Origin of the sequence: Streptomyces sp. NPDC048182 (assembly GCF_043202555.1) — a bacterium.
Taxonomy (GTDB): Bacteria; Actinomycetota; Actinomycetes; order Streptomycetales; family Streptomycetaceae; genus Streptomyces.
This window is the reverse complement of the sequence record NZ_JBIDAQ010000003.1, coordinates 193,116-214,929: the sequence shown is the minus strand read 5'-3', so window position 1 is coordinate 214,929 and position 21,814 is coordinate 193,116. Positions and strand designations below refer to the sequence as shown.

Here is a 21,814-nt window from a genome sequence, read left to right as displayed (position 1 = left end):
GGCCCTACCGCACGTGCGACACGAACGCCGCCCAGGCCCCCGTGGCGAGCGCCAAACGGGGGCCGGGGGTGGCCGGGCCGTACTTGGAGTCCCGGACGTGCACGGTGCCGGGGGCGACGGCGCACTCCACGCAGGACTCGCCGTCCGTGCCGCCGCTGTAGCTGCTCTTGAACCACACCAGCTCGGAACTCATGGCTCTCCCTATCGGACGTAAGAGACGAACTCCGCCCACGCCTCCGACGCCAGCGCCAGCCGGGGGCCGGGGGTGGCCGGGCCGTACTTGGAGTCCCGGACGTGCACGGTGCCGGGGGCGACGGCGCACTCGACGCACGAGTTGCCGTCGTTGCCGCTGCTGTAGCTGCTCTTGAACCACGCCAGCTCGGAAGTGTTCCCGGCGATGGTCTCGCTGATCATGTTTCTCCCAGCAGTTGTTCGATGAAGGCCAGCGACTCCCGCGGCGGGAGCGCCTGAGCCCGGATCGTGCCATACCGCAGCTCAAGGATGCGCAGCTGTTTGGGTTCGTGAGTCGGCCGACCGCTGAACGCGCCGTCGGCACGGCCCACGGCCGTTCCGTCGGCGAACTTCAGCAGCTCGATCCTGCCGTCCATACCGGAGTGGGTGTCGCAGTCCATCGGCATCACCTGAAGCATGACGTTGTGCAACCGCCCTACCTCCAGCAGGCGTTCGAGTTGCTGACGCCAGACCATTGTGCCTCCGATGGGACGGCGTAGCGCCCCCTCCTCCAGGACGAAGCTCAGGGCGGGAGCGGGCGTCCGGTCGAACACCGTCTGCCGAGCCAGACGAGCAGCCACCATTCGCTCGACATCGTCCGGCGAGTACGGCGGCTGCGCAGCGCCGATCACTACTCGGGCGTGGTCAGGAGTCTGCAACAGGCCGTTGATGCTGTTGGACTCGTACACGGCGATCTCGACCGCCTTGCCCTCCATCTTCCCCAGCTCCCGAACCTTCTTCGGGTACCGGACCTTCTTCACGTCCTCCCACATCGCCGAGACGAGCCCGTCCGCCCGCAGCGCCTCGTCCGACCTGTCCAGGTACTCCTGGCGCGGGATCCGCTTGCCGCCCTCGACCTTGTAGACGAGGTCCTCCCCGTACCCCACCGCCGTGGCGAACTCCGCCGCCCGCAACCCCGCCGCCTCGCGCCGCAGCTTCAGCTGGCGCCCGACCGTGGCGATGACCGCGACGCCCCACTCGTCGTCGGGGTCGACCTCCCAGCCCGACTCGTCGACCTCTGTCTCGTTCGACATCCCCTGCCCTTCCGACGTACCGAACAGTTCAGCAGCGCCCTACCCGCGCACCCCGTTCCGACAGCCCCGACACCTCTGGACAACGTTCGGACAGTCACCGTACGTACGCGCCAAGTCACTTCTCACGATAGGCACGGCGGGTCACGCTCGGTCACATGAATCGGAAAACAGCCGAAGTCACCGACCCCGTATGTCACTTCAACGTGCAGCTGTCCTCCACCCTGCGCGGCGCCCGCCTCGCTCGCCTGCTGGCGACGGAGCAACTGCGGTCGTGGGGCCTGCCGCTGGACCCGGCCCGTCAGATCGTCGCCGAACTGGCCGCCAACGCGGCGACGCACGGCCGCGTGCCGGGGCGCGACTTCCGGCTGCTGCTGTACGTCGTCGGGGACACCCTCCGCATCGAGGTCACGGACACCCGGGGCGACCGGCTCCCCGCACCGCAATCCCCGTCCTACGAGGCCGACTCGGGCCGTGGCCTGCTGATCGTGGCGGCGCTGGCGGACCGCTGGGGAGTAGCCGACGGCCGCTTCCCGCGCAAGACCGTGTGGGCCGAACTGAGCTGCGCACCACCGGAACCCACCCCCTGAGGCTCCGGTGCCGTCGGCTCCTACCAGGACAAGAACTCGGGGAGAAAGCACCCCACCAAGCCCCACCCCTCCCGCCCGCGGGCCGCCGTCACTCGGGCGGGTGAACATCACCGGCTGGGCTGGATTTCCGGACCCCCAACTGCCCTACGCTCAGCGCAAACAACCGCAAAGACATCGGCCCCCGCCGGGACACCAAATCCCTGGGCGAGGGCCTGACCACCAAGGAAGAACGGACTTCCCGATGGGTACCCAAAACCCTAGCGCGCCCCCGCGCGCCCAGTCAGTAGCCGACGGCAATCCGACCCGATCGCGTCACGCCCGGCACGGCAGCGGCGGCGGCGGTGTCATCCACGAGAACACCCGCCACACCACCCGCTTCGCGGTGATCGGCAACCACCTCACCCAGCACGAGGAGCTGTCGCTGCTGGCGATCGGCCTCGGCTGCCACATCCAGTCGGTGCCCGGCGGCACGAACGTCGACATCAAGTCGCTCACCGCCCGCTTCCAGGAGGGCCCGACCCGCATCGCCGCCGCCCTGCGCGAGCTGGAGGCCCACGGCTACCTGCGCCGCGAACGCGTCCGCACGCCCTCGGGCCGCATCGTCACCCGCACGTACTCCTGCAACCAGCCCGTGCGCCACGCGCAGCCACACCGGCCGACGCCCGCCGAACGGCCGGCGCCCCCGAAGCGGCCCCGCGCCCTCCCGCCGGTGCCGAAACCGCTGGTCCAGCCCTCACCGGCGCTCCTCCAGCAGGCGACCGACCTCTTGAGCACCCTGCGCCGCCACGACCCGCGCCTCCTGCTCTCCGCCTGCGACACCGCCCACCTCGCCCCGGGCGTCGCCGCCTGGCTGCAACACGAGGTCACCCCCACCGCCGTACGCCACGCCCTCACCACCGACCTCCCCGACACCCCGCTCCGCCGCCCCGCCGCCTTCCTGGCCCACCGCCTGACGGCCCAGCTCCCTCCCCCACCCCCACTCCGCACCCCGACCACCCCACCCCCCGTCCGCCACCCCCTTCGCACCTGCGACACCTGCGACCGCGCCTTCCGCGCCCCGGAGCCCGAACCCCACTGCCGCGACTGCCGTAGGGGATGAGCACGCGGACCGACCACGGACACGAGCTGATCCCCCGCCCCGAGCACACCCCGGACGCGCTACGCACCGCACTCGCCGCCGTGGATCCGGGGCGGCTGCCGGAGATGCAGCGGTCCAAGGACGAGGCGTTCGCCAAGGCCGTGGAGTGGCAGTCGCTCAGCCCTGTGCGCAGCTGGGTGCTGGTCTGGGCGCGGGACATCGAAGTCGCCCGCCGCCCCGACCTCGCCGCCCGCCACGACCATGCCAAGGGCAACCTGGAACATCAGGACCCGGCCCTCGGACGAGAAGCCCTGGAAGAGCTGAGCGCCGTTCTGGACGAGGCGACGAAGGCAGTGCTGGGCCGCTGAACCTCCTGACGCCCCCTCACCCCCGGCACCCTCACCCCCGCAAATACGCCAGCACCGCCAGCACCCGCCGATGCGTCTCCGTCGCCGGGGGCAGGTCCAGCTTCGTCAGGATGCTGCCGATGTGCTTGCCCACCGCCGCCTCCGAGACGACCAGCGCGCGGGCCACGGCCGCGTTCGAGCGGCCCTCGGCGATCAGGGCGAGGACCTCGCGTTCGCGCGGGGAGAGGCTGGAGAGGGGGTCGCGGCGGCGGCGCAGGAGCTGGCGGACGACCTCGGGGTCGACCACCGTGCCGCCCGAGGCCACCTCGGCCAGCGCCGCCACGAACTCCTCGACCTGGCCGACCCGGTCCTTGAGCAGGTAGCCGACGCCCGTGCCGTCGCCGGAGTCCAGGAGGTCGGCGGCGTAGGTCCGTTGGACGTACTGGCTGAGGACCAGGACGGGGAGCGCGGGGCGGGTCGCGCGCAGGCGGATCGCGGCGTGCAGGCCCTCGTCCTGGAAGCCCGGCGGCATGCGGACGTCCGTGACGACGATGTCCGGCTCGTGCTCCGCGACCGCCGCGAGCAGGGCCTCCGCGTCGCCCACCGCCGCCGCGACCTCGTGGCCGAAGCGAGTGAGGAGGGCGACCAGGCCGTCCCGGAGCAGGACGCCGTCCTCGGCCAGGACTACCCGGAGTGTGCCGTCGGCTCGCAAGGGATCTCCACGCGCAACAGGGTCGGTCCGCCGCGCGGACTGGACAGGGTGAGTCTGCCATCCAGGACGGAGACGCGGTCCGCGAGGCCGGTGAGCCCGCTGCCCGACCCCGGCTCGGCGCCGCCCACCCCGTCGTCGCTGACCTCCAGGACCAGGCGTCCGTCGCCGTGGCCGCCGGTCACCTCCGCGCGGGCCGCCCCGCTGTGCTTGCCGACATTGGCCAGCGCCTCGCAGACGACGAAGTACGCCGCCGTCTCGACGGACGGGGGAAGCCGGCCGGGCAGGGACAGCCGCACGTCCACCGGCACCGCCGAGCGGTCCGCCGCGTCGCCCACCGCCGCCGGGAGGCCGTAGTCGGCCAGCACCCTCGGGTGGATGCCGTGGATCAACTCCCGCAGCTCGGCCAGGACCAGGCCCGCCTCCTCGTGCGCCTTCGCCAGCTGCGCGGCGAGCGGGCCGTCCGGCGGGGCGTCCAGGCGGGCCAGGCCAAGGGTCATCGTCAGGGCGACCAGGCGCTGCTGCGCCCCGTCGTGCAGGTCGCGCTCGATGCGGCGGCGCTCCGCCTCGAAGGCGGCCACCAACCGGGCGCGGGAGCGGGTGAGTTCGACGACCTGGTCGGTCGGTCCGTCCCCGAGGAGGAGGCGGGCCAGTGCGGCTCGGGCGCCGGCCGCGACCCCCAGCGCGTAGCCGCCCAGCGCGAGGAGCAGCAGGCCGAGGAGTGCCACCCCGCTCGCCGCCGGCCAGCCGGTGATCGTCCACAGCTTGAGGACCTTCGCCTCCCCGCCGCCCCACGCCAGCAGCAACGGCGTCGCCACCACCGCCAGCGGGCAGCCCAGCGCGGCCGTCACCGCGAGGGCGTCGAGGGGCCACAGCACCGTGGCGAGCAGCACGGCGTGGCCCAGCTCGCGCCACGTCGCCCGCTCTCGCAGCCGGGTCAGCAGCCAGGGTCGCAGGCCCGAGGCACGGGGCGGCCGGTGCGAGTCGGCGGCCGGCGCGCGGTCCACCAGCCGCAGCCGCCACCGCTCCCAGCGGGCCACCGGCAGCCCCGCCAGCGCGGTGAGCAACAGCAGCGGCAGACCGACCAGGACGACGGCCAGCGCCAGCCCCGCGGCGAGCGCCGACACCAGCCCCACCAGCAGCACCGCACCGGTCACCGCCCCGCTCAGCAGGTACGCCGCCGCCCGCCACGGCCACGCCGACAGCAGGTGACCGGGGCGGGACAGGGACTGCCAGGCGGTACGAGGGGGACGACGCATGCCGGTCACCGTAGATCCGCCCCGGTCCCCCGCACCATCCGTCCAGCGGGCCTGCGCGGGGTATGCCTGGCCCTACCCCGACTCTCGCCCCTGCCGCACTGCGCCGGCCCGGCGCCCAGCGGTTCAGTGATCCCATGACCCGCACCCCAGCAGCTCCCACGACGGCCACCGACGCCATCCGCCTGCACGCCCTCAGCAAGCAGTACGGCACCGGCGACCACGCCGTCACCGCCCTGGACGACGTCTCCCTCGCCTTCCCCCGCGGCTCCTTCACCGCCGTCATGGGCCCCTCCGGGTCCGGCAAGTCGACGCTCCTCCAGTGCGCGGCCGGCCTCGACCGGCCCACCTCCGGGTCGGTCCGCGTCGGCGGCACCGAGCTGACCGGGCTCAGCGAGCGCCGGCTGACCCTGCTGCGCCGCGAGCGGGTCGGCTTCGTCTTCCAGGCGTTCAACCTGCTCCCCTCGCTGACCGCCGAGCAGAACGTCGCCCTCCCCCTGCGCCTCGCGGGCCGCCGGCCCTCCCGGAGCGACGTGCGCGAGGCCCTGCGGCAGGTCGGGCTCGCCGACCGCGCCCGGCACCGGCCCACCGAGCTGTCCGGCGGTCAGCAGCAGCGCGTCGCGCTCGCCCGCGCCCTGATCACCCGCCCCGACGTGCTCTTCGGCGACGAACCGACCGGCGCCCTGGACACCCGCACCGGGCGCGAGGTCCTCGACCTGCTGCGCGGCCTGGTCGACCGGGAGGGCCAGACGGTCCTCATGGTCACCCACGACCCGGTGGCCGCCGCCCGCGCCGACCGCGTCGTCTACCTGGTCGACGGCCGCGTGCACGGCGAGCTGACCGGCATGGACACCGACACCATCGCCACCCACCTGACCCGGCTGGAGACGGTCCCATGCTGACCCTGACCCCGAGCCTGCGCACCCTCCGCACCCGACCGGAGGCCACCCCGTGCTGACCCCGGCCACCCGACCCCCGAGCACCCGGCCGGAGGCCACCCCATGCTGACCCTCACCCTCCGCACCCTCCGCACCCGCTGGACCGCATTCCTCGGCACCTTCCTCGCCCTAGCCCTCGGCACCGGCCTCCTCACCATGACCGGCCTCGCCCTGGCCGCCACCCTGGACGCGCCCCACCGCACCCCGGAACGGTTCGCCACCGCGCCGGTCGTCGTGCGGGGCGAGGACACCCTGCGCGTACCGACCCGGATCGGCGTCCGCACACAGCCCCTCGCCCAGCCCCACGCCATCCCCGCCCCCGTCATCACGCGGCTCAAGACCCTCGGCCACGTGACAGCGGACCGCACCGTCCCGCTCCCCGGCGGCCTCGTCGCCCACCCCTGGTCCACCGCCGCCTTCGCCCCGTACGGGATCACCGCCGGCCGCCCGCCCCGCGCCGACGACGAGGCCGCCGTCACCGGCGACCGGTACCACTCCGGCGACCGCCTCCGCACCCCGCACGGCACCCTCCGCGTCGTCGCCGTCCTGCACGGCCGCCCCGCCGAGAAGGCCGTCTTCCTCACCGACGCCCGCGTCGCCCGCCTCTCCCCCGCCGTACGACAACTCGTCGTGGACGCCCACCCCACCGCCGTACGGAAAGCACTCCCCGACACCCCCGGCGTCCAGGTGCTCACCGGCGACGACCGCCACCGCGCCGACCCCGACCCCGACCGTGACCGCGAGGCCCTCACCGCGCTGAACGCCCTGTTCGGCACTGCCGGCGGGGTCGCCGCCTTCGTGTCCGTCTTCGTCGTGGCGTCCACCTTCGCCTTCGCCGTCGCCCAGCGGCGCCGCGAGTTCGGGCTGCTGCGCACCGCCGGGGCCACCCCGGGCCGGGTGCGCCGGGCCGTGCTCGCCGAGGCGCTCGGCGTCGGCGTCCTGGCCTCCGCGACCGGCTGCGCGCTGGGCGGCTGGGGCGCCCCGCACCTCGTCGCCTGGACCGTCCGCAACGACCTGGCCCCCGCCTGGTTCACCCTCGGCGGCGGCCACACCTGGCCGTACCACCTCGCCTTCTGGACCGGCCTCCTCGTCGCCCTCGCCGGCGCCACCGCGGCCTCCTGGCGGGCCGGCCGCACCGCCCCGACGCAGGCCCTGCGCGAGGTCTCCGTCGACGCCCGGGCGATGACGCCGGGCCGCTGGATCGCCGGTACGGCGCTCCTCGCGACCGCCACCGTCACCCTCGGCCTCGCCCTCACCGGCGACCCCGGCGAACTACTGCACCGCAAGTCCTACGTCAGCCGCCCGATGCTGCTCATCACGGCGACCGCCCTGCTCGCACCCGTCCTGCTGCGCCCGGCGATCCGGCTGCTCCCCCCGCTGCCCGGCGCCGTCGGCATGCTGGTCCGCGAGAACGCGGCGGCCGGGGTGCGCCGTACCGCCGCCCTCGCCGCACCCGTACTGGTCACCGTCGCCCTCGCCGGCTCCCTGTTCGGCGCCACCGCCACCCTGCACGGCGCCGAGGCCGCCGAGGCCCGGCAGCGCACCACCGCCGACCTAGTCGTCACCCCGCCCGACGGCGCCGGCTTCGACCGGGCCACCCTGGACCGGCTGCGCGAGGTGCCCGGAGCCGTCGTCTCCCCCAGCGCGACCGGCAGCGTCTACGTCCTGGAGGACGGCGTCGCCCTGATCCGTTCCGAGGCCCACACCCTCGACCCCGCCGGCACCACCCGCCTCCCCCTCACCGCGGGCCGCGCCGCAGACCTCGACGACGACTCGATCATCGTCAACGAGGAGTGGGCCCACCACACGGTGGGCGACCGCGTACGCGTGTGGCTCGGCGACGGCGCACCCCGCACCCTGCGCATCGCCGCCGTCATGGCCGCCGGCACCGGCGGCAACGGCGTCTACGTCACCCCCGCCAACGCCCCCGGCGCACCAGTGGACCGCGTCGACGTGGCCCTGGAGCAGGGCGCCGACCGGGACGCGGTCACCGCCGGACTGCGCGCCGCCGGCGGGCAGGTCACCACCACCGAGCAGTGGCTCGAGGCCCCCGGCACCGACCGCACCACCCGCCTCGGCTTCCTGCTCGTCCTCGGCATCGCCCTCGCCTACACCGGGCTCTCCCTCGTCAACACCCTGCTGATGGCGACCTCCGACCGGGTGCGCGACCTGACCGTCCTGCGGTTGACCGGGGCCACCCGGCGCCAGGTGCTCGCGCTGGTTGGCGCCGAGGCGCTGTTCGTCGTCGGGGTCGGCGCGCTGCTCGGCCTGCTGGTCACCCTCCTCAACCTGGCCGGCCTCCAAGGCGCCCTCGGCCTCCTGCACGCGCCCGCCGGGCTCGCCCTGCCCTGGGGGGAGCTGGGCACGGTCGCCGGGGCCTGCGCCCTGCTCGCGATGCCGGCGGCCGTGATCCCGGCCCGCCTGGCGATGCGCTGACCGCGCCGTCGGACAACTCCCGGACACGACGGAGGGCCCGCACGACCGAAGTCGTACGGGCCCTCCGAGGTCAATGACCCTCAGGCAAGCGGAGCTTACTTGTTGATCTTGGTGACCTGGCCGGCGCCCACGGTGCGACCACCCTCACGGATGGCGAACTTCAGGCCCTCCTCCATGGCGACGGGCTGGATGAGCTCCACCTTCATCTCGGTGTTGTCACCCGGCATGACCATCTCGGTGCCCTCGGGGAGGGTCACCACGCCGGTCACGTCCGTCGTGCGGAAGTAGAACTGCGGGCGGTAGTTGTTGAAGAACGGCGTGTGGCGGCCACCCTCGTCCTTGGACAGGATGTAGGCCTGCGCCTCGAACTCGGTGTGCGGGGTGACCGAGCCCGGCTTGATGATGACCTGGCCGCGCTCGACGTCCTCGCGCTTGATGCCGCGGAGCAGCAGACCGACGTTCTCACCGGCCTGGCCCTCGTCGAGCAGCTTGCGGAACATCTCGATGCCGGTGACCGTGGTGGTGGTCTTCTCCTGCTTGATGCCCACGATGTCGACGGTCTCGTTGACCTTCAGGACACCGCGCTCGATACGGCCGGTGACGACCGTACCGCGACCGGTGATCGTGAAGACGTCCTCGATCGGCATGAGGAACGGCTTGTCGACGTCACGCTCGGGCTGCGGGATGTTCTCGTCCACGGCCTTCATGAGCTCGAGGACGGAGTTGCCCCACTCCTTGTCGCCCTCGAGGGCCTTGAGCGCGGAGACCTTGACGACCGGCAGGTCGTCGCCCGGGAACTCGTACTCGGAGAGCAGCTCGCGGACCTCGAGCTCGACGAGCTCCAGGATCTCCTCGTCGTCCACCATGTCGGCCTTGTTCAGGGCGACGACGATGTACGGGACGCCGACCTGGCGGGCCAGGAGCACGTGCTCCTTGGTCTGCGGCATCGGGCCGTCGGTGGCGGCGACCACGAGGATGGCGCCGTCCATCTGCGCCGCACCCGTGATCATGTTCTTGATGTAGTCCGCGTGACCGGGGCAGTCGACGTGGGCGTAGTGACGCGTCTCGGTCTGGTACTCGACGTGCGCGATGGAGATGGTGATACCGCGCTGGCGCTCCTCAGGAGCCTTGTCGATCTGGTCGAAGGCCGAGGCCTCGTTCAGGTCCGGGTACGCGTCGTGCAGCACCTTGGTAATGGCGGCCGTGAGGGTCGTCTTACCGTGGTCGATGTGACCGATGGTGCCGATGTTGACGTGCGGCTTAGTCCGCTCGAACTTCGCCTTCGCCACTGGGGTCCTCCTGTGGAGTGGTTCTGTACGCCTTACTCATCGGCGCCAGGGTGATCTTTGCTGGATAGCCGGGACCGGGGGGCATTCCGCCGCTTTGGCGGCGGAATGCCCGTACTGGCTCCGGAGTCAAGCCTAAAGCGTGTGAACGGAGTCCGTTACTCGCCCTTGGCCTTCGCGATGATCTCCTCGGCGACGTTCCGGGGAACCTCGGCGTAGGAGTCGAACTGCATCGAGTAGCTCGCGCGACCCGACGTCTTGCTGCGGAGGTCTCCGACGTAGCCGAACATCTCCGACAGGGGCACGAGGCCCTTGACGACGCGGGCACCGGCCCGCTCCTCCATGGCCTGGATCTGGCCACGGCGGGAGTTGATGTCGCCGATGACCTCACCCATGTAGTCCTCGGGCGTGGTGACCTCGACGGCCATCATCGGCTCCAGGAGCACAGGCGAAGCCTTGCGCGCGGCCTCCTTGAAGGCCTGCGAACCGGCGATCTTGAAGGCCAGTTCGGAGGAGTCGACCTCGTGGTAGCCACCGTCGATGAGCGTGACGCGGACGCCCGTCATCTCGTAGCCGGCCAGGATGCCGAACTGCATGGCCTCCTGCGCGCCCGCGTCCACCGAGGGGATGTACTCCTTGGGGATGCGGCCACCGGTGACCTTGTTGACGAACTCGTACGAGGCGTCGCCGCCCTCGATCGGCTCGATCGCGATCTGCACCTTGGCGAACTGACCGGTACCACCGGTCTGCTTCTTGTGGGTGTAGTCCACGCGCTCGACGGCCTTGCGGATCGTCTCGCGGTACGCGACCTGGGGCTTGCCGACGTTGGCCTCGACCCGGAACTCCCGGCGCATGCGGTCGACCAGCACCTCGAGGTGCAGTTCGCCCATGCCGCCGATGATGGTCTGGCCGGTCTCCTCGTCCGAGTGGACCTGGAAGGAGGGGTCCTCCTCGGCCAGGCGCTGGATCGCGACGCCGAGCTTCTCCTGGTCGCCCTTCGACTTGGGCTCGATGGCGACCTGGATGACCGGCGCCGGGAAGTCCATGGACTCCAGGATGACCGGGTTCTTGTCGTCGGACAGCGTCTCACCGGTGGTGGTCTGCTTCAGGCCCATGACGGCGACGATGTCGCCGGCGCCCACCGAGTCGATCTCCTCACGCTTGTTGGCGTGCATGCGGTAGATCTTGCCGATGCGCTCCTTCTTGCCCTTGACGGAGTTCAGCACCGCGGTGCCGGACTCCAGGCGGCCCGAGTAGACCCGGACGAAGGTGAGCTTGCCCAGGTGCGGGTCGCTCATGATCTTGAACGCGAGCGCGGCGAGGGGCTCCTCGTCCGACGGCTTGCGGGTGACGACCTGCTCGGCGTCCTTGACGTCGTGGCCCTCGATGGCCTCGACGTCGAGCGGCGTCGGGAGGTAGCGCACGACCGCGTCGAGCAGGGGCTGGACGCCCTTGTTCTTGAACGCGGTGCCGCAGAACACCGGGGTGACCGTGGTGTCGTTGGACTTGCCGGACGCGATGGTGATGCGACGGATCGCGGCGTACAGCTGCTCCTCGGTGGGCTCCTCGCCCTCCAGGAACAGCTCCATGATCTCTTCGTCGTTCTCCGCGACGGCCTCGACCAGCTTGCCGCGCCACTCCTCGGCGGCCTCGGTGTGCGTGGCCGGGATGTCGACGGTGTCGTACATCTCGCCCTTGGCGGCCTCGGCGGACCACACGAGCGCCTTCATGCGGACCAGGTCCACGACGCCCTTGAAGTCGGCCTCGGCACCGATCGGGAGCTGCATGACCAGCGGCTGGGCGCCCAGGCGGTCCGAGATCATCTCCACGCAGCGGTGGAACTCGGCGCCGGTGCGGTCCAGCTTGTTCACGAAGCAGATGCGGGGCACGCCGTAGCGGTCGGCCTGACGCCACACCGTCTCGGACTGCGGCTCGACACCGGCGACACCGTCGAACACGGTCACGGCACCGTCGAGCACGCGCAGGGAGCGCTCCACCTCAACGGTGAAGTCGACGTGCCCGGGGGTGTCGATGATGTTGATCGTGTAGTCGTTGTCCTCGAGCGGCCAGTGACAGGTGGTGGCAGCGGACGTGATCGTGATGCCACGCTCCTGCTCCTGCTCCATCCAGTCCATCGTGGCGGCGCCGTCGTGGACCTCACCGATCTTGTACGACACACCGGTGTAGAACAGGATCCGCTCGGTGGTGGTCGTCTTGCCCGCGTCGATGTGGGCCATGATCCCGATGTTGCGGACCCTGGCCAGGTCAAGTGAAGTGGTAGCCATAAGGCTTCAGTCTTCTCTCGGTCTCGATGTGGGTAGCGACTACCAGCGGTAGTGCGCGAAGGCCTTGTTGGACTCGGCCATCTTGTGCGTGTCCTCGCGCTTCTTGACGGCCGCACCGAGGCCGTTCGAAGCGTCGAGAAGCTCGTTGAGCAGACGCTCGGTCATGGTCTTCTCGCGACGGGCGCGGGAGTAGCCGACGAGCCAGCGCAGCGCGAGCGTGTTGGCGCGACCGGGCTTGACCTCGATCGGCACCTGGTACGTCGCACCGCCGACGCGGCGGGACTTGACCTCGAGGGTCGGCTTGATGTTCTCGAGCGCGCGCTTGAGCGTGATGACCGGGTCGTTGCTGGTCTTCTCGCGCAGGCCCTCCATGGCGCCGTACACGATGCGCTCGGCGGTGGAGCGCTTGCCGTTCAGCAGCACCTTGTTGATGAGGGAGGTCACCAGGGGAGAACCGTAGACCGGGTCGATGATGACCGGGCGCTTCGGGGCGGGGCCCTTACGAGGCATTTCTACTTCTCCTTCTTGGCGCCGTAGCGGCTGCGGGCCTGCTTGCGGTTCTTGACACCCTGGGTGTCGAGGGAACCGCGGATGATCTTGTAGCGAACACCGGGCAGGTCCTTCACACGGCCGCCGCGCACGAGCACGATGGAGTGCTCCTGCAGGTTGTGCCCCTCACCCGGAATGTAAGCGGTGACCTCGATCCCGCTGGTCAGACGCACACGCGCGACCTTACGCAGGGCCGAGTTCGGCTTCTTCGGGGTGGTCGTGAACACACGCGTGCAGACGCCCCGGCGCTGAGGGGAACCCTCGAGTGCCGGCGTCTTGTTCTTCTCGACCTTGTCCTGCCGGCCCTTGCGGACCAGCTGCTGGATCGTAGGCACTACTTCTCCGGTTTCTGTGTGCCGATGGTGAAGCTAACCTGGAACATCGCCGACCCACGCGGTCGGGTGTGTCGGATTCCGCGGCCCTCCGTCGCGAGACGGGAAGCGGCGCGGATCGCGGTGGCCGTGTCATGACCCCTGGGTGCGGTGTAAAGGCACGCACGAGGGCCAGGGCACACCCCAGGCACAAGGTCTGAGCGTACCTATCGCATTCGCTGCGGTCAAAACAAATGGGTGTGACCCGGGCGGCAGCGGGCCCGCGGCAGGCCGAAGGGCGGCCTCCCCGGTGGGGAGACCGCCCTTCGGTACACGCCTTGCCCTACTGGTTGTACGGACCGTAGTCGTAGTCCTCCAGCGGGACGGCCTGGCCGGAACCGGTGCCGAACGGCGAGTAGTCGATGTCGTCGTAGCCGACGGCCGAGTACATCGCGGCCTTGGCCTCCTCGGTCGGCTCGACCCGGATGTTCCGGTAGCGGGACAGGCCCGTGCCGGCCGGGATGAGCTTACCGATGATGACGTTCTCCTTGAGGCCGATGAGGGAGTCGGACTTGGCATTGATCGCCGCGTCCGTCAGAACCCTCGTCGTCTCCTGGAAGGACGCCGCCGACAGCCACGACTCGGTCGCCAGCGAGGCCTTGGTGATACCCATCAGCTGCGGACGGCCGGAGGCCGGGTGACCGCCCTCCTGGACCACGCGACGGTTCTCGGTCTCGAACTTCGAGCGCTCGACCAGCTCGCCGGGCAGCAGCTCGGCGTCGCCGGACTCGATGATCGTCACGCGGCGCAGCATCTGCCGGATGATGATCTCGATGTGCTTGTCGTGGATCGACACACCCTGCGAGTTGTAGACCTTCTGCACCTCGCCGACCAAGTGGACCTGGACGGCCCGCTGACCGAGGATGCGCAGCACGTCGTGCGGGTTGGTGGCACCCACGGTGAGCTTCTGGCCCACCGCGACGTGGTCGCCCTCGCCGACCAGCAGACGGGCGCGCTTGGAGATCGGGAACGCCGTCTCGTCGCTGCCGTCGTCCGGCGTGATGACGATCTTCTTGGTCTTCTCGGTCTCCTCGATCCGCACCCGGCCGTCGGCCTCGGAGATCGGGGCGACACCCTTCGGGGTACGGGCCTCGAAGAGCTCGACGACACGCGGCAGACCCTGCGTGATGTCGTCACCGGCCACACCACCGGTGTGGAAGGTGCGCATCGTCAGCTGGGTGCCGGGCTCACCGATGGACTGGGCGGCGATGATGCCGACCGCCTCACCGATGTCGACCAGCTTGCCGGTGGCCAGCGAGCGGCCGTAGCAGAAGGCGCAGGTGCCGACGAGGGACTCGCAGGTGAGGATCGAGCGGGTCTTGACCTCCTCGACGCCGTGGTGCACCAGCTGGTCGATGAGCACGTCACCGAGGTCGACGTTGGCCGGCGCGATCACCTTGCCGTCGATGACGACGTCCTCGGCGAGCATGCGGGCGTACACGCTGGTCTCGACGTCCTCGGCCTTGCGCAGCACGCCGTCCTCGCCGCGCTCGGCGATCCGCAGCTTCAGACCGCGCTCGGTGCCGCAGTCCTCCTCGCGGATGATGACGTCCTGGGAGACGTCGACCAGACGACGGGTGAGGTAACCGGAGTCGGCGGTCCGCAGCGCGGTGTCCGCCAGACCCTTACGGGCACCGTGCGTCGAGATGAAGTACTCCAGCACGGACAGGCCCTCACGGAACGAGGCCTTGATCGGACGCGGGATCGTCTCGTTCTTGGCGTTCGACACCAGACCACGCATACCGGCGATCTGACGCATCTGCATCATGTTGCCGCGCGCGCCCGAGTTCACCATCATGAAGATCGGGTTGGTCTTGGGGAAGTTCTCGTTCATCGCCTCGGCGACCTCGTTGGTCGCCTTGGTCCAGATGTTGATCAGTTCCTGCGTGCGCTCGTCCTTGGTGATCAGACCGCGCTCGTACTGCTTCTGGACCTTCTCGTCCTGCGCCTCGTAGCCGCGGACGATCTCCTTCTTCGCCTCGGGGACGACGACGTCGGAGATCGCGACCGTGACGCCGGAGCGGGTCGCCCAGAAGAAGCCGGCCGCCTTCAGGTTGTCGAGCGTCGCCGCCACGATGACCTTCGGGTAGCGCTCGGCGAGGTCGTTGACGATCTCGGAGAGCTGCTTCTTGCCGACCTCGTAGTCGACGAAGGGGTAGTCCTCGGGCAGCAGCTCGTTGAAGAGCGCGCGGCCCAGGGTGGTCTTCAGGGTGAAGGTGTCGCCCTGCTGCCACTCCGGCTCACCCTCCTCGCGGGCCGGGGGCTCCCAGCCGCGGGGCGGGATGGTGCCGACCGGGAAGCGGATGTCGACCTTCGACTGGAGCGACAGGTCGCCCGCGTCGAACGCCATGATCGCCTCGGCCGCCGAGCCGAACGCGCGGCCCTCGCCCTTGAGGTCGCGGCCCTCGCCGTCGGTGGTGAGGAAGAACAGACCGAGGACCATGTCCTGGGTCGGCATCGTCACCGGACGGCCGTCGGCCGGCTTCAGGATGTTGTTCGAGGACAGCATCAGGATGCGGGCCTCGGCCTGCGCCTCCGCGGAGAGCGGCAGGTGCACGGCCATCTGGTCGCCGTCGAAGTCCGCGTTGAACGCGGTGCAGACGAGCGGGTGGATCTGGATGGCCTTGCCCTCGACCAGCTGCGGCTCGAAGGCCTGGATGCCCAGGCGGTGCAGGGTGGGGGCACGGTTGAGCAGCACCGGGTGCTCGGCGATGACCTCTTCGAGGACGTCGTACACGACGGTGCGGCCGCGCTCCACCATGCGCTTGGCGCTCTTGATGTTCTGCGCGTGGTTCAGGTCGACCAGGCGCTTCATCACGAACGGCTTGAACAGCTCAAGGGCCATCGCCTTGGGCAGACCGCACTGGTGCAGCTTGAGCTGCGGGCCGACGACGATGACGGAACGCGCCGAGTAGTCGACTCGCTTGCCGAGCAGGTTCTGGCGGAAGCGGCCCTGCTTGCCCTTCAGCATGTCGCTGAGGGACTTCAGGGGGCGGTTGCCGGGACCGGTGACCGGGCGACCGCGACGACCGTTGTCGAACAGCGCGTCCACGGCCTCCTGGAGCATGCGCTTCTCGTTGTTCACGATGATCTCGGGCGCGCCGAGGTCGAGAAGCCGCTTCAGGCGGTTGTTGCGGTTGATGACGCGGCGGTACAGGTCGTTCAGGTCGGAGGTCGCGAAGCGGCCACCGTCCAGCTGCACCATCGGACGCAGGTCCGGCGGGATGACCGGGACGCAGTCCAGGACCATGCCGCGCGGGCTGTTGGAGGTCTGCAGGAACGCGGAGACGACCTTGAGGCGCTTGAGCGCGCGGGTCTTCTTCTGGCCCTTGCCGGTGCGGATGATCTCGCGGAGGCGCTCGGCCTCCTCGTCGAGGTCGAAGGACTCCAGGCGCTTCTGCAGCGCGGCGGCGCCCATCGAGCCGTCGAAGTAGGTGCCGAAGCGGTCGCGCAGCTCGCGGTAGAGCAGCTCGTCGCCCTCCAGGTCCTGGACCTTGAGGTTCTTGAACCGGTTCCACACCTCGTCGAGGCGGTCGATCTCGCGCTGCGCGCGGTCGCGCAGCTGCTTCATCTCGCGCTCGGCGCCCTCGCGCACCTTGCGGCGCACGTCGGCCTTGGCGCCCTCGGCCTCCAGCTCGGCGAGGTCCGTCTCGAGCTTCTTGGCGCGGGTCTCCAGGTCGGCGTCGCGGCGCTGCTCGACCTGCTGGCGCTCCACGGAGACGTGCGCCTCCAGGGAGGGCAGGTCGCGCGTGCGGCGCTCCTCGTCCACGAAGGTGATCATGTACGCGGCGAAGTAGATGACCTTCTCGAGGTCCTTCGGCGCGAGGTCGAGCAGGTAGCCCAGGCGCGACGGGACGCCCTTGAAGTACCAGATGTGGGTGACGGGGGCGGCGAGCTCGATGTGGCCCATCCGCTCACGGCGCACCTTGGCGCGGGTCACCTCGACGCCGCAGCGCTCACAGATGATGCCCTTGAAGCGGACGCGCTTGTACTTGCCGCAGTAGCACTCCCAGTCCCGGGTCGGGCCGAAGATCTTCTCGCAGAAGAGTCCGTCCTTCTCGGGCTTGAGGGTGCGGTAGTTGATGGTCTCGGGCTTCTTGACCTCGCCGTGGCTCCACTGGCGGATGTCGTCAGCGGTGGCCAGGCCGATCCGGAGCTCGTCGAAGAAGTTGACGTCGAGCACTATGCGTCAATCCCTCTCAGGGTTGTGAGTCTTGGGTCTGATACGGGGGTCCTGGGGCCGGCGGGCCTCGCTCTGGGCGAGGCCCGCCGGACTCCCGTCAGACCTCTTCGACGCTGCTCGGCTCGCGCCGGGACAGGTCGATGCCGAGCTCCTCCGCCGCGCGGAAGACGTCCTCGTCGGTGTCGCGCATCTCGATGGACATGCCGTCCGAGGACAGCACCTCCACGTTGAGGCACAGGGACTGCATCTCCTTGATGAGCACCTTGAAGGACTCGGGGATGCCGGGCTCAGGGATGTTCTCGCCCTTGACGATGGCCTCGTAGACCTTCACGCGGCCGGTCACGTCGTCGGACTTGATGGTCAGCAGCTCCTGGAGGGCGTAGGCGGCGCCGTAAGCCTCCAGCGCCCACACCTCCATCTCGCCGAACCGCTGGCCACCGAACTGGGCCTTACCACCCAGCGGCTGCTGGGTGATCATCGAGTACGGGCCGGTCGAGCGGGCGTGCAGCTTGTCGTCGACCAGGTGGTGCAGCTTGAGGATGTACATGTAGCCGACGGAGATCGGCTCCGGGAACGGCTCACCGCTGCGGCCGTCGAACAGCCGCGCCTTGCCGGTCGGGAGCACCATGCGCTCGCCGTCCCGGTTCGGGATGGTGTGCTGGAGCAGACCGGCCAGCTCGTCCTCGCGGGCGCCGTCGAACACCGGGGTGGCGACGTTGGTGCCGGGGGCGACCTGGTCGGCGCCGATCGCCTGGAGGCGCTCGGCCCACTCCTCCGCGAGCCCGGAGACGTCCCAGCCGCGGCTGGCGAGCCAGCCGAGGTGGATCTCCAGGACCTGCCCCGGGTTCATGCGGGACGGGACACCCAGCGGGTTGAGGATGATGTCGACCGGCGTGCCGTCCTCCAGGAACGGCATGTCCTCGATCGGGTTGATCTTGGAGATGACGCCCTTGTTGCCGTGCCTGCCGGCGAGCTTGTCACCGTCGGTGATCTTGCGCTTCTGCGCGACGTAGACGCGGACGAGCTGGTTGACGCCCGGGGGCAGCTCGTCGCCCTCCTCGCGGTCGAAGACGCGGACGCCGATGACCTTGCCGATCTCGCCGTGCGGCACCTTCAGGGAGGTGTCGCGGACCTCGCGGGCCTTCTCGCCGAAGATCGCGCGCAGCAGCCGCTCCTCCGGGGTCAGCTCGGTCTCGCCCTTGGGCGTGACCTTGCCGACCAGGATGTCGCCGGCGACGACCTCGGCACCGATGCGGATGATGCCGCGCTCGTCGAGGTCGGCGAGGACCTCCTCGGAGACGTTCGGGATGTCCCGGGTGATCTCCTCGGGGCCGAGCTTTGTGTCACGGGCGTCGACCTCGTGCTCCTCGATGTGGATCGAGGAGAGGACGTCGTCCTGCACGAGGCGCTGCGACAGGATGATCGCGTCCTCGTAGTTGTGGCCCTCCCACGGCATGAACGCGACCAGCAGGTTCTTGCCGAGCGCCATCTCACCGTTCTCGGTGGCCGGGCCGTCGGCGAGCACCTGGCCCTCGATGACGCGGTCGCCCTCGGCGACGATGACCTTCTGGTTGACCGAGGTGCCCTGGTTGGACCGGGAGAACTTGGCCAGCCGGTACGTGATGTACGTGCCGTCGTCGTTGGTGGTGGTGATGTAGTCGGCGGAGACCTCCTGGACCACACCCGCCTTCTCGGCCTTGACCACGTCGCCGGCGTCGGCGGCGGAGCGGTACTCCATGCCGGTGCCGACCAGCGGGGCCTCGCTCTTGATGAGCGGCACGGCCTGGCGCATCATGTTCGCGCCCATCAGGGCGCGGTTGGCGTCGTCGTGCTCCAGGAAGGGGATCATCGCGGTCGCGACGGACACCATCTGGCGCGGCGAGACGTCCATGTAGTCGACGTCGTCACCGGGGACGTAGTCGACCTCGCCGCCGCGGCGGCGGACCAGCACGCGGGACTCGGCGAAGTGCATCTCGTCGGTCAGCGGCGCGTTGGCCTGCGCGATGACGAAGCGGTCCTCCTCGTCGGCGGTCAGGTAGTCGACCTCGTCGCCGACCCGGCCCTCGACGACCTTGCGGTAGGGCGTCTCGATGAAGCCGAACGGGTTGATCCGGCCGTACGAGGCGAGCGAGCCGATCAGGCCGATGTTCGGGCCTTCGGGCGTCTCGATCGGGCACATGCGGCCGTAGTGCGACGGGTGCACGTCGCGGACCTCGAAGCCGGCCCGCTCACGGGAGAGACCACCCGGGCCGAGGGCGTTCAGACGACGCTTGTGCGTCAGCCCCGACAGCGGGTTGTTCTGGTCCATGAACTGGGACAGCTGGCTGGTGCCGAAGAACTCCTTGATGGAGGCGACGACCGGCCGGATGTTGATCAGGGTCTGCGGCGTGATCGCCTCGACGTCCTGGGTGGTCATGCGCTCGCGCACGACGCGCTCCATACGGGCGAGACCCGTGCGGACCTGGTTCTGGATCAGCTCGCCGACGTTGCGGATGCGGCGGTTGCCGAAGTGGTCGATGTCGTCGGTCTCGACGACGATCTCCCGGCCCGACTCGCCGACCGTCTCGGTCTCGCCGGCGTGCAGCTTCACCAGGTACTTGATGGTGGCGATGACGTCGTCGGTGGTGAGCACGCCGGCGTCCAGCGGCTCGTCCGCGCCGAGCTTCTTGTTGACCTTGTAGCGGCCGACCTTGGCCAGGTCGTAGCGCTTGGGGTTGAAGTAGAGGTTCTCGAGCAGCGTCTGCGCGGCCTCCCGGGTGGGGGGCTCGCCCGGACGCAGCTTGCGGTAGATGTCGAGCAGCGCGTCGTCCTGGCCCTGGGTGTGGTCCTTCTCCAGGGTGGCGCGCATGGACTCGTACTGGCCGAACTCCTCGAGGATCTGCTCGGTGGTCCAGCCGAGGGCCTTGAGGAGGACGGTCACGGACTGCTTGCGCTTGCGGTCGATGCGGACACCGACCATGTCGCGCTTGTCGATCTCCATCTCCAGCCAGGCACCCCGGGACGGGATGATCTTGGCGGAGAAGACGTCCTTGTCGGAGGTCTTGTCGATGGAGGAGTCGAAGTAGACGCCGGGGGAACGCACCAGCTGGGACACGACGACACGCTCGGTGCCGTTGATGACGAAGGTGCCCTTGTTGGTCATGAGCGGGAAGTCGCCCATGAAGACCGTCTGGGACTTGATCTCGCCGGTCTCGTTGTTCGTGAACTCGGCGGTGACGAAGAGCGGGGCCGCGTAGGTGAAGTCGCGGTCCTTGCACTCGTCGATCGAGTTCTTCGGGGGCTCGAAGCGGTGGTCGCGGAAGGTCAGCGACATCGACCCGGAGAAGTCCTCGATCGGGGAGATCTCCTCGAAGATCTCCTCCAGACCGGACTTGGTGGGGACGTCCTGACCCGACTCCAGAGCCGACTCGACGCGAGCCTTCCACGCGTCGTTGCCGAGCAGCCAGTCGAAGCTCTCGGTCTGAAGCGCGAGCAGGTTCGGAACCTCGAGGGGCTCCTTGATCTTTGCAAAGGAGATGCGCAGCGGGGCGGTGCTGGCAGCGTTGTTCGTATTCGCGGTCGAGGCGTTGCGCGAGGCGGCCAAGAGGGGGTCCTTCCGAGGGCTCGGACTCACTACGCGCGTGCCGGCCCCTCTTCCGGGCTATTCGGGCGAGGGCAGACCCCTGGTGACGGGCAGGGGGCAGCTAACAGGCAGCGCAAAGGGACAGTGTAGCCACATGGCTCACTGATGTCCAGTCCGGTTCTCGATGACCGTCTTCGCTCCTCGTCGTACTCACCACCTGCGGCAAGGTCTCGCCCTCAACGCACGGTGATACTGCCCTCTTCGTCGCCGATCCATGCCTCGGATTCGGATCCTTGTGACGACGCGTCCTGAGAATTGCGCGCTGCGTGCGGTTCGTCAAGGCCCCCCGGCAACGGCGAAGATCACCATACTCTGCGCCACGCCTCGTGCAAGGCAGCCGCCGCCCGGCCCCCGCGGAACGCGGAGGAGCGACCACCCGGATGGATGATCGCTCCTCGGTGCGCGGGCGTTACACGCCCTCGCTGCGGGCCTCGACGGCCCGCGGGGTGTTACTTGACCTCGACGGAGGCGCCGGCGCCCTTGAGGGACTCGGCGGCCTTCTCGGCGGCGTCCTTGGCGACCTTCTCGAGGACGGGCTTCGGGGCGCCGTCCACGAGGTCCTTGGCCTCCTTCAGACCCAGGGAGGTCAGCTCACGCACGACCTTGATGACCTGGATCTTCTTGTCGCCGGCACCGGTGAGGATGACGTCGAACTCGTCCTTCTCCTCCGGGGCGTCGGCAACGGCGGCCGGGCCGGCCGGGGCGGCGGCGACGGCCGCGGCGGCGGTGACGTCGAACTTGTCCTCGAAGGCCTTCACGAACTCGGAGAGCTCGATGAGGGTCATCTCCTCGAACTGGGCGAGCAGGTCTTCCTGGCTGAGCTTCGCCATGATGGCGTCCTTCCACTGATTCGGCGGGTGCCGGATGTACGGGGTGAGGCGGGCGTACGTCGGGCCCGCTGC

17 protein-coding genes are annotated in these 21,814 nt (G+C 69.9%); 5 read left to right on the top strand and 12 right to left on the bottom strand.

Annotated features, from left to right (window positions below; genetic code table 11):
- Positions 1-4: 4 nt before the first annotated feature.
- From ACGFZL_RS07015 to ACGFZL_RS07005, 3 genes are read right to left on the bottom strand one after another with little or no spacing between them, the layout of a single operon-like run.
- The gene (locus ACGFZL_RS07015; RefSeq protein ID WP_393689944.1) at positions 5-193 is read right to left on the bottom strand and encodes a DUF397 domain-containing protein; all 189 of its coding nucleotides are present in this window, start codon (positions 191-193) and stop codon (positions 5-7) included.
- A gap of 8 nt (positions 194-201) precedes the next feature.
- Positions 202-414 (bottom strand): DUF397 domain-containing protein, encoded by a 213-nt coding sequence (locus ACGFZL_RS07010; RefSeq protein ID WP_393689943.1) that lies wholly within the window; start codon positions 412-414, stop codon positions 202-204.
- Positions 411-1,265: a helix-turn-helix domain-containing protein gene (locus tag ACGFZL_RS07005; RefSeq protein WP_393689942.1), complete on the bottom strand. Its 855-nt coding sequence runs from the start codon at positions 1,263-1,265 to the stop codon at positions 411-413. The genes ACGFZL_RS07010 and ACGFZL_RS07005 overlap by 4 nt, the downstream gene beginning before the upstream one ends.
- A gap of 155 nt (positions 1,266-1,420) precedes the next feature.
- Here ACGFZL_RS07005 and ACGFZL_RS07000 point away from each other — a divergent pair, with 155 nt between their 5' ends.
- The 3 genes from ACGFZL_RS07000 to ACGFZL_RS06990 all read left to right on the top strand — a co-directional run bounded on the left by ACGFZL_RS07000 (position 1,421) and on the right by ACGFZL_RS06990 (position 3,298).
- Complete coding sequence (locus tag ACGFZL_RS07000; protein ID WP_393689941.1) at positions 1,421-1,852, top strand: ATP-binding protein; 432 nt, start codon at positions 1,421-1,423, stop codon at positions 1,850-1,852.
- A gap of 241 nt (positions 1,853-2,093) precedes the next feature.
- Complete coding sequence (locus ACGFZL_RS06995; protein WP_393689940.1) at positions 2,094-2,951, top strand: helix-turn-helix domain-containing protein; 858 nt, start codon at positions 2,094-2,096, stop codon at positions 2,949-2,951.
- Positions 2,948-3,298 carry a hypothetical protein gene (locus ACGFZL_RS06990; protein WP_393689939.1) on the top strand — a complete coding sequence of 117 codons (351 nt, stop codon included), beginning with the start codon at positions 2,948-2,950 and terminating at the stop codon, positions 3,296-3,298. The genes ACGFZL_RS06995 and ACGFZL_RS06990 overlap by 4 nt, the downstream gene beginning before the upstream one ends.
- Before the next feature lie 31 nt (positions 3,299-3,329).
- On the opposite strand, the gene ACGFZL_RS06985 is transcribed toward ACGFZL_RS06990, so the two are convergent.
- Both ACGFZL_RS06985 and ACGFZL_RS06980 read right to left on the bottom strand, forming a co-directional pair.
- Positions 3,330-3,989, bottom strand: a complete 660-nt coding sequence (locus ACGFZL_RS06985) for a response regulator (RefSeq protein WP_393689938.1) — start codon at positions 3,987-3,989, stop codon at positions 3,330-3,332.
- The gene (locus ACGFZL_RS06980; protein WP_393689937.1) at positions 3,962-5,245 is read right to left on the bottom strand and encodes a sensor histidine kinase; all 1,284 of its coding nucleotides are present in this window, start codon (positions 5,243-5,245) and stop codon (positions 3,962-3,964) included. Before ACGFZL_RS06980 ends, ACGFZL_RS06985 begins: the two co-directional genes overlap by 28 nt.
- A 134-nt stretch (positions 5,246-5,379) precedes the next feature.
- Here ACGFZL_RS06980 and ACGFZL_RS06975 point away from each other — a divergent pair, with 134 nt between their 5' ends.
- The gene (locus ACGFZL_RS06975; RefSeq protein WP_393689936.1) at positions 5,380-6,144 is read left to right on the top strand and encodes an ABC transporter ATP-binding protein; all 765 of its coding nucleotides are present in this window, start codon (positions 5,380-5,382) and stop codon (positions 6,142-6,144) included.
- 99 nt (positions 6,145-6,243) lie between these two features.
- On the top strand, positions 6,244-8,616 hold the full coding sequence (locus ACGFZL_RS06970; RefSeq protein WP_393689935.1) for an FtsX-like permease family protein: 2,373 nt from the start codon (positions 6,244-6,246) through the stop codon (positions 8,614-8,616).
- A 95-nt stretch (positions 8,617-8,711) separates the two neighbouring features.
- On the opposite strand, the gene tuf is transcribed toward ACGFZL_RS06970, so the two are convergent.
- The 7 genes from tuf to rplL all read right to left on the bottom strand — a co-directional run bounded on the left by tuf (position 8,712) and on the right by rplL (position 21,742).
- A complete protein-coding gene (gene tuf / locus ACGFZL_RS06965) occupies positions 8,712-9,905 on the bottom strand; it encodes an elongation factor Tu (RefSeq protein ID WP_030839706.1) in 1,194 nt (397 codons plus the stop codon).
- 155 nt (positions 9,906-10,060) lie between these two features.
- A complete protein-coding gene (gene fusA / locus ACGFZL_RS06960; RefSeq protein WP_355167574.1) occupies positions 10,061-12,187 on the bottom strand; it encodes an elongation factor G in 2,127 nt (708 codons plus the stop codon).
- Positions 12,188-12,226: 39 nt separating this feature from the next.
- A complete protein-coding gene (rpsG, locus tag ACGFZL_RS06955; RefSeq protein WP_005481264.1) occupies positions 12,227-12,697 on the bottom strand; it encodes a 30S ribosomal protein S7 in 471 nt (156 codons plus the stop codon).
- Between the two features lie 2 nt (positions 12,698-12,699).
- Positions 12,700-13,071 (bottom strand): 30S ribosomal protein S12, encoded by a 372-nt coding sequence (rpsL, locus tag ACGFZL_RS06950; protein WP_003948652.1) that lies wholly within the window; start codon positions 13,069-13,071, stop codon positions 12,700-12,702.
- A 319-nt stretch (positions 13,072-13,390) separates the two neighbouring features.
- The gene (locus ACGFZL_RS06945; RefSeq protein WP_393689934.1) at positions 13,391-17,290 is read right to left on the bottom strand and encodes a DNA-directed RNA polymerase subunit beta'; all 3,900 of its coding nucleotides are present in this window, start codon (positions 17,288-17,290) and stop codon (positions 13,391-13,393) included.
- 97 nt (positions 17,291-17,387) lie between these two features.
- Positions 17,388-20,873: a DNA-directed RNA polymerase subunit beta gene (gene rpoB, locus ACGFZL_RS06940; RefSeq protein ID WP_355167570.1), complete on the bottom strand. Its 3,486-nt coding sequence runs from the start codon at positions 20,871-20,873 to the stop codon at positions 17,388-17,390.
- A gap of 488 nt (positions 20,874-21,361) precedes the next feature.
- Positions 21,362-21,742: a 50S ribosomal protein L7/L12 gene (gene rplL, locus ACGFZL_RS06935; protein WP_355167567.1), complete on the bottom strand. Its 381-nt coding sequence runs from the start codon at positions 21,740-21,742 to the stop codon at positions 21,362-21,364.
- Positions 21,743-21,814: the final 72 nt, after the last annotated feature.

Coding starts and splice junctions, on each gene's coding strand:
- ACGFZL_RS07015 (WP_393689944.1), bottom strand. CDS start 193: ATGAGTTCCGAGCTGGTGTGGTTCAAGAGCAGCTACAGCGGCGGCACG.
- ACGFZL_RS07010 (WP_393689943.1), bottom strand. CDS start 414: ATGATCAGCGAGACCATCGCCGGGAACACTTCCGAGCTGGCGTGGTTC.
- ACGFZL_RS07005 (WP_393689942.1), bottom strand. CDS start 1,265: ATGTCGAACGAGACAGAGGTCGACGAGTCGGGCTGGGAGGTCGACCCC.
- ACGFZL_RS07000 (WP_393689941.1), top strand. CDS start 1,421: ATGAATCGGAAAACAGCCGAAGTCACCGACCCCGTATGTCACTTCAAC.
- ACGFZL_RS06995 (WP_393689940.1), top strand. CDS start 2,094: ATGGGTACCCAAAACCCTAGCGCGCCCCCGCGCGCCCAGTCAGTAGCC.
- ACGFZL_RS06990 (WP_393689939.1), top strand. CDS start 2,948: ATGAGCACGCGGACCGACCACGGACACGAGCTGATCCCCCGCCCCGAG.
- ACGFZL_RS06980 (WP_393689937.1), bottom strand. CDS start 5,245: ATGCGTCGTCCCCCTCGTACCGCCTGGCAGTCCCTGTCCCGCCCCGGT.
- ACGFZL_RS06975 (WP_393689936.1), top strand. CDS start 5,380: ATGACCCGCACCCCAGCAGCTCCCACGACGGCCACCGACGCCATCCGC.
- ACGFZL_RS06970 (WP_393689935.1), top strand. CDS start 6,244: ATGCTGACCCTCACCCTCCGCACCCTCCGCACCCGCTGGACCGCATTC.
- fusA (WP_355167574.1), bottom strand. CDS start 12,187: ATGGCTACCACTTCACTTGACCTGGCCAGGGTCCGCAACATCGGGATC.
- rpsG (WP_005481264.1), bottom strand. CDS start 12,697: ATGCCTCGTAAGGGCCCCGCCCCGAAGCGCCCGGTCATCATCGACCCG.
- rplL (WP_355167567.1), bottom strand. CDS start 21,742: ATGGCGAAGCTCAGCCAGGAAGACCTGCTCGCCCAGTTCGAGGAGATG.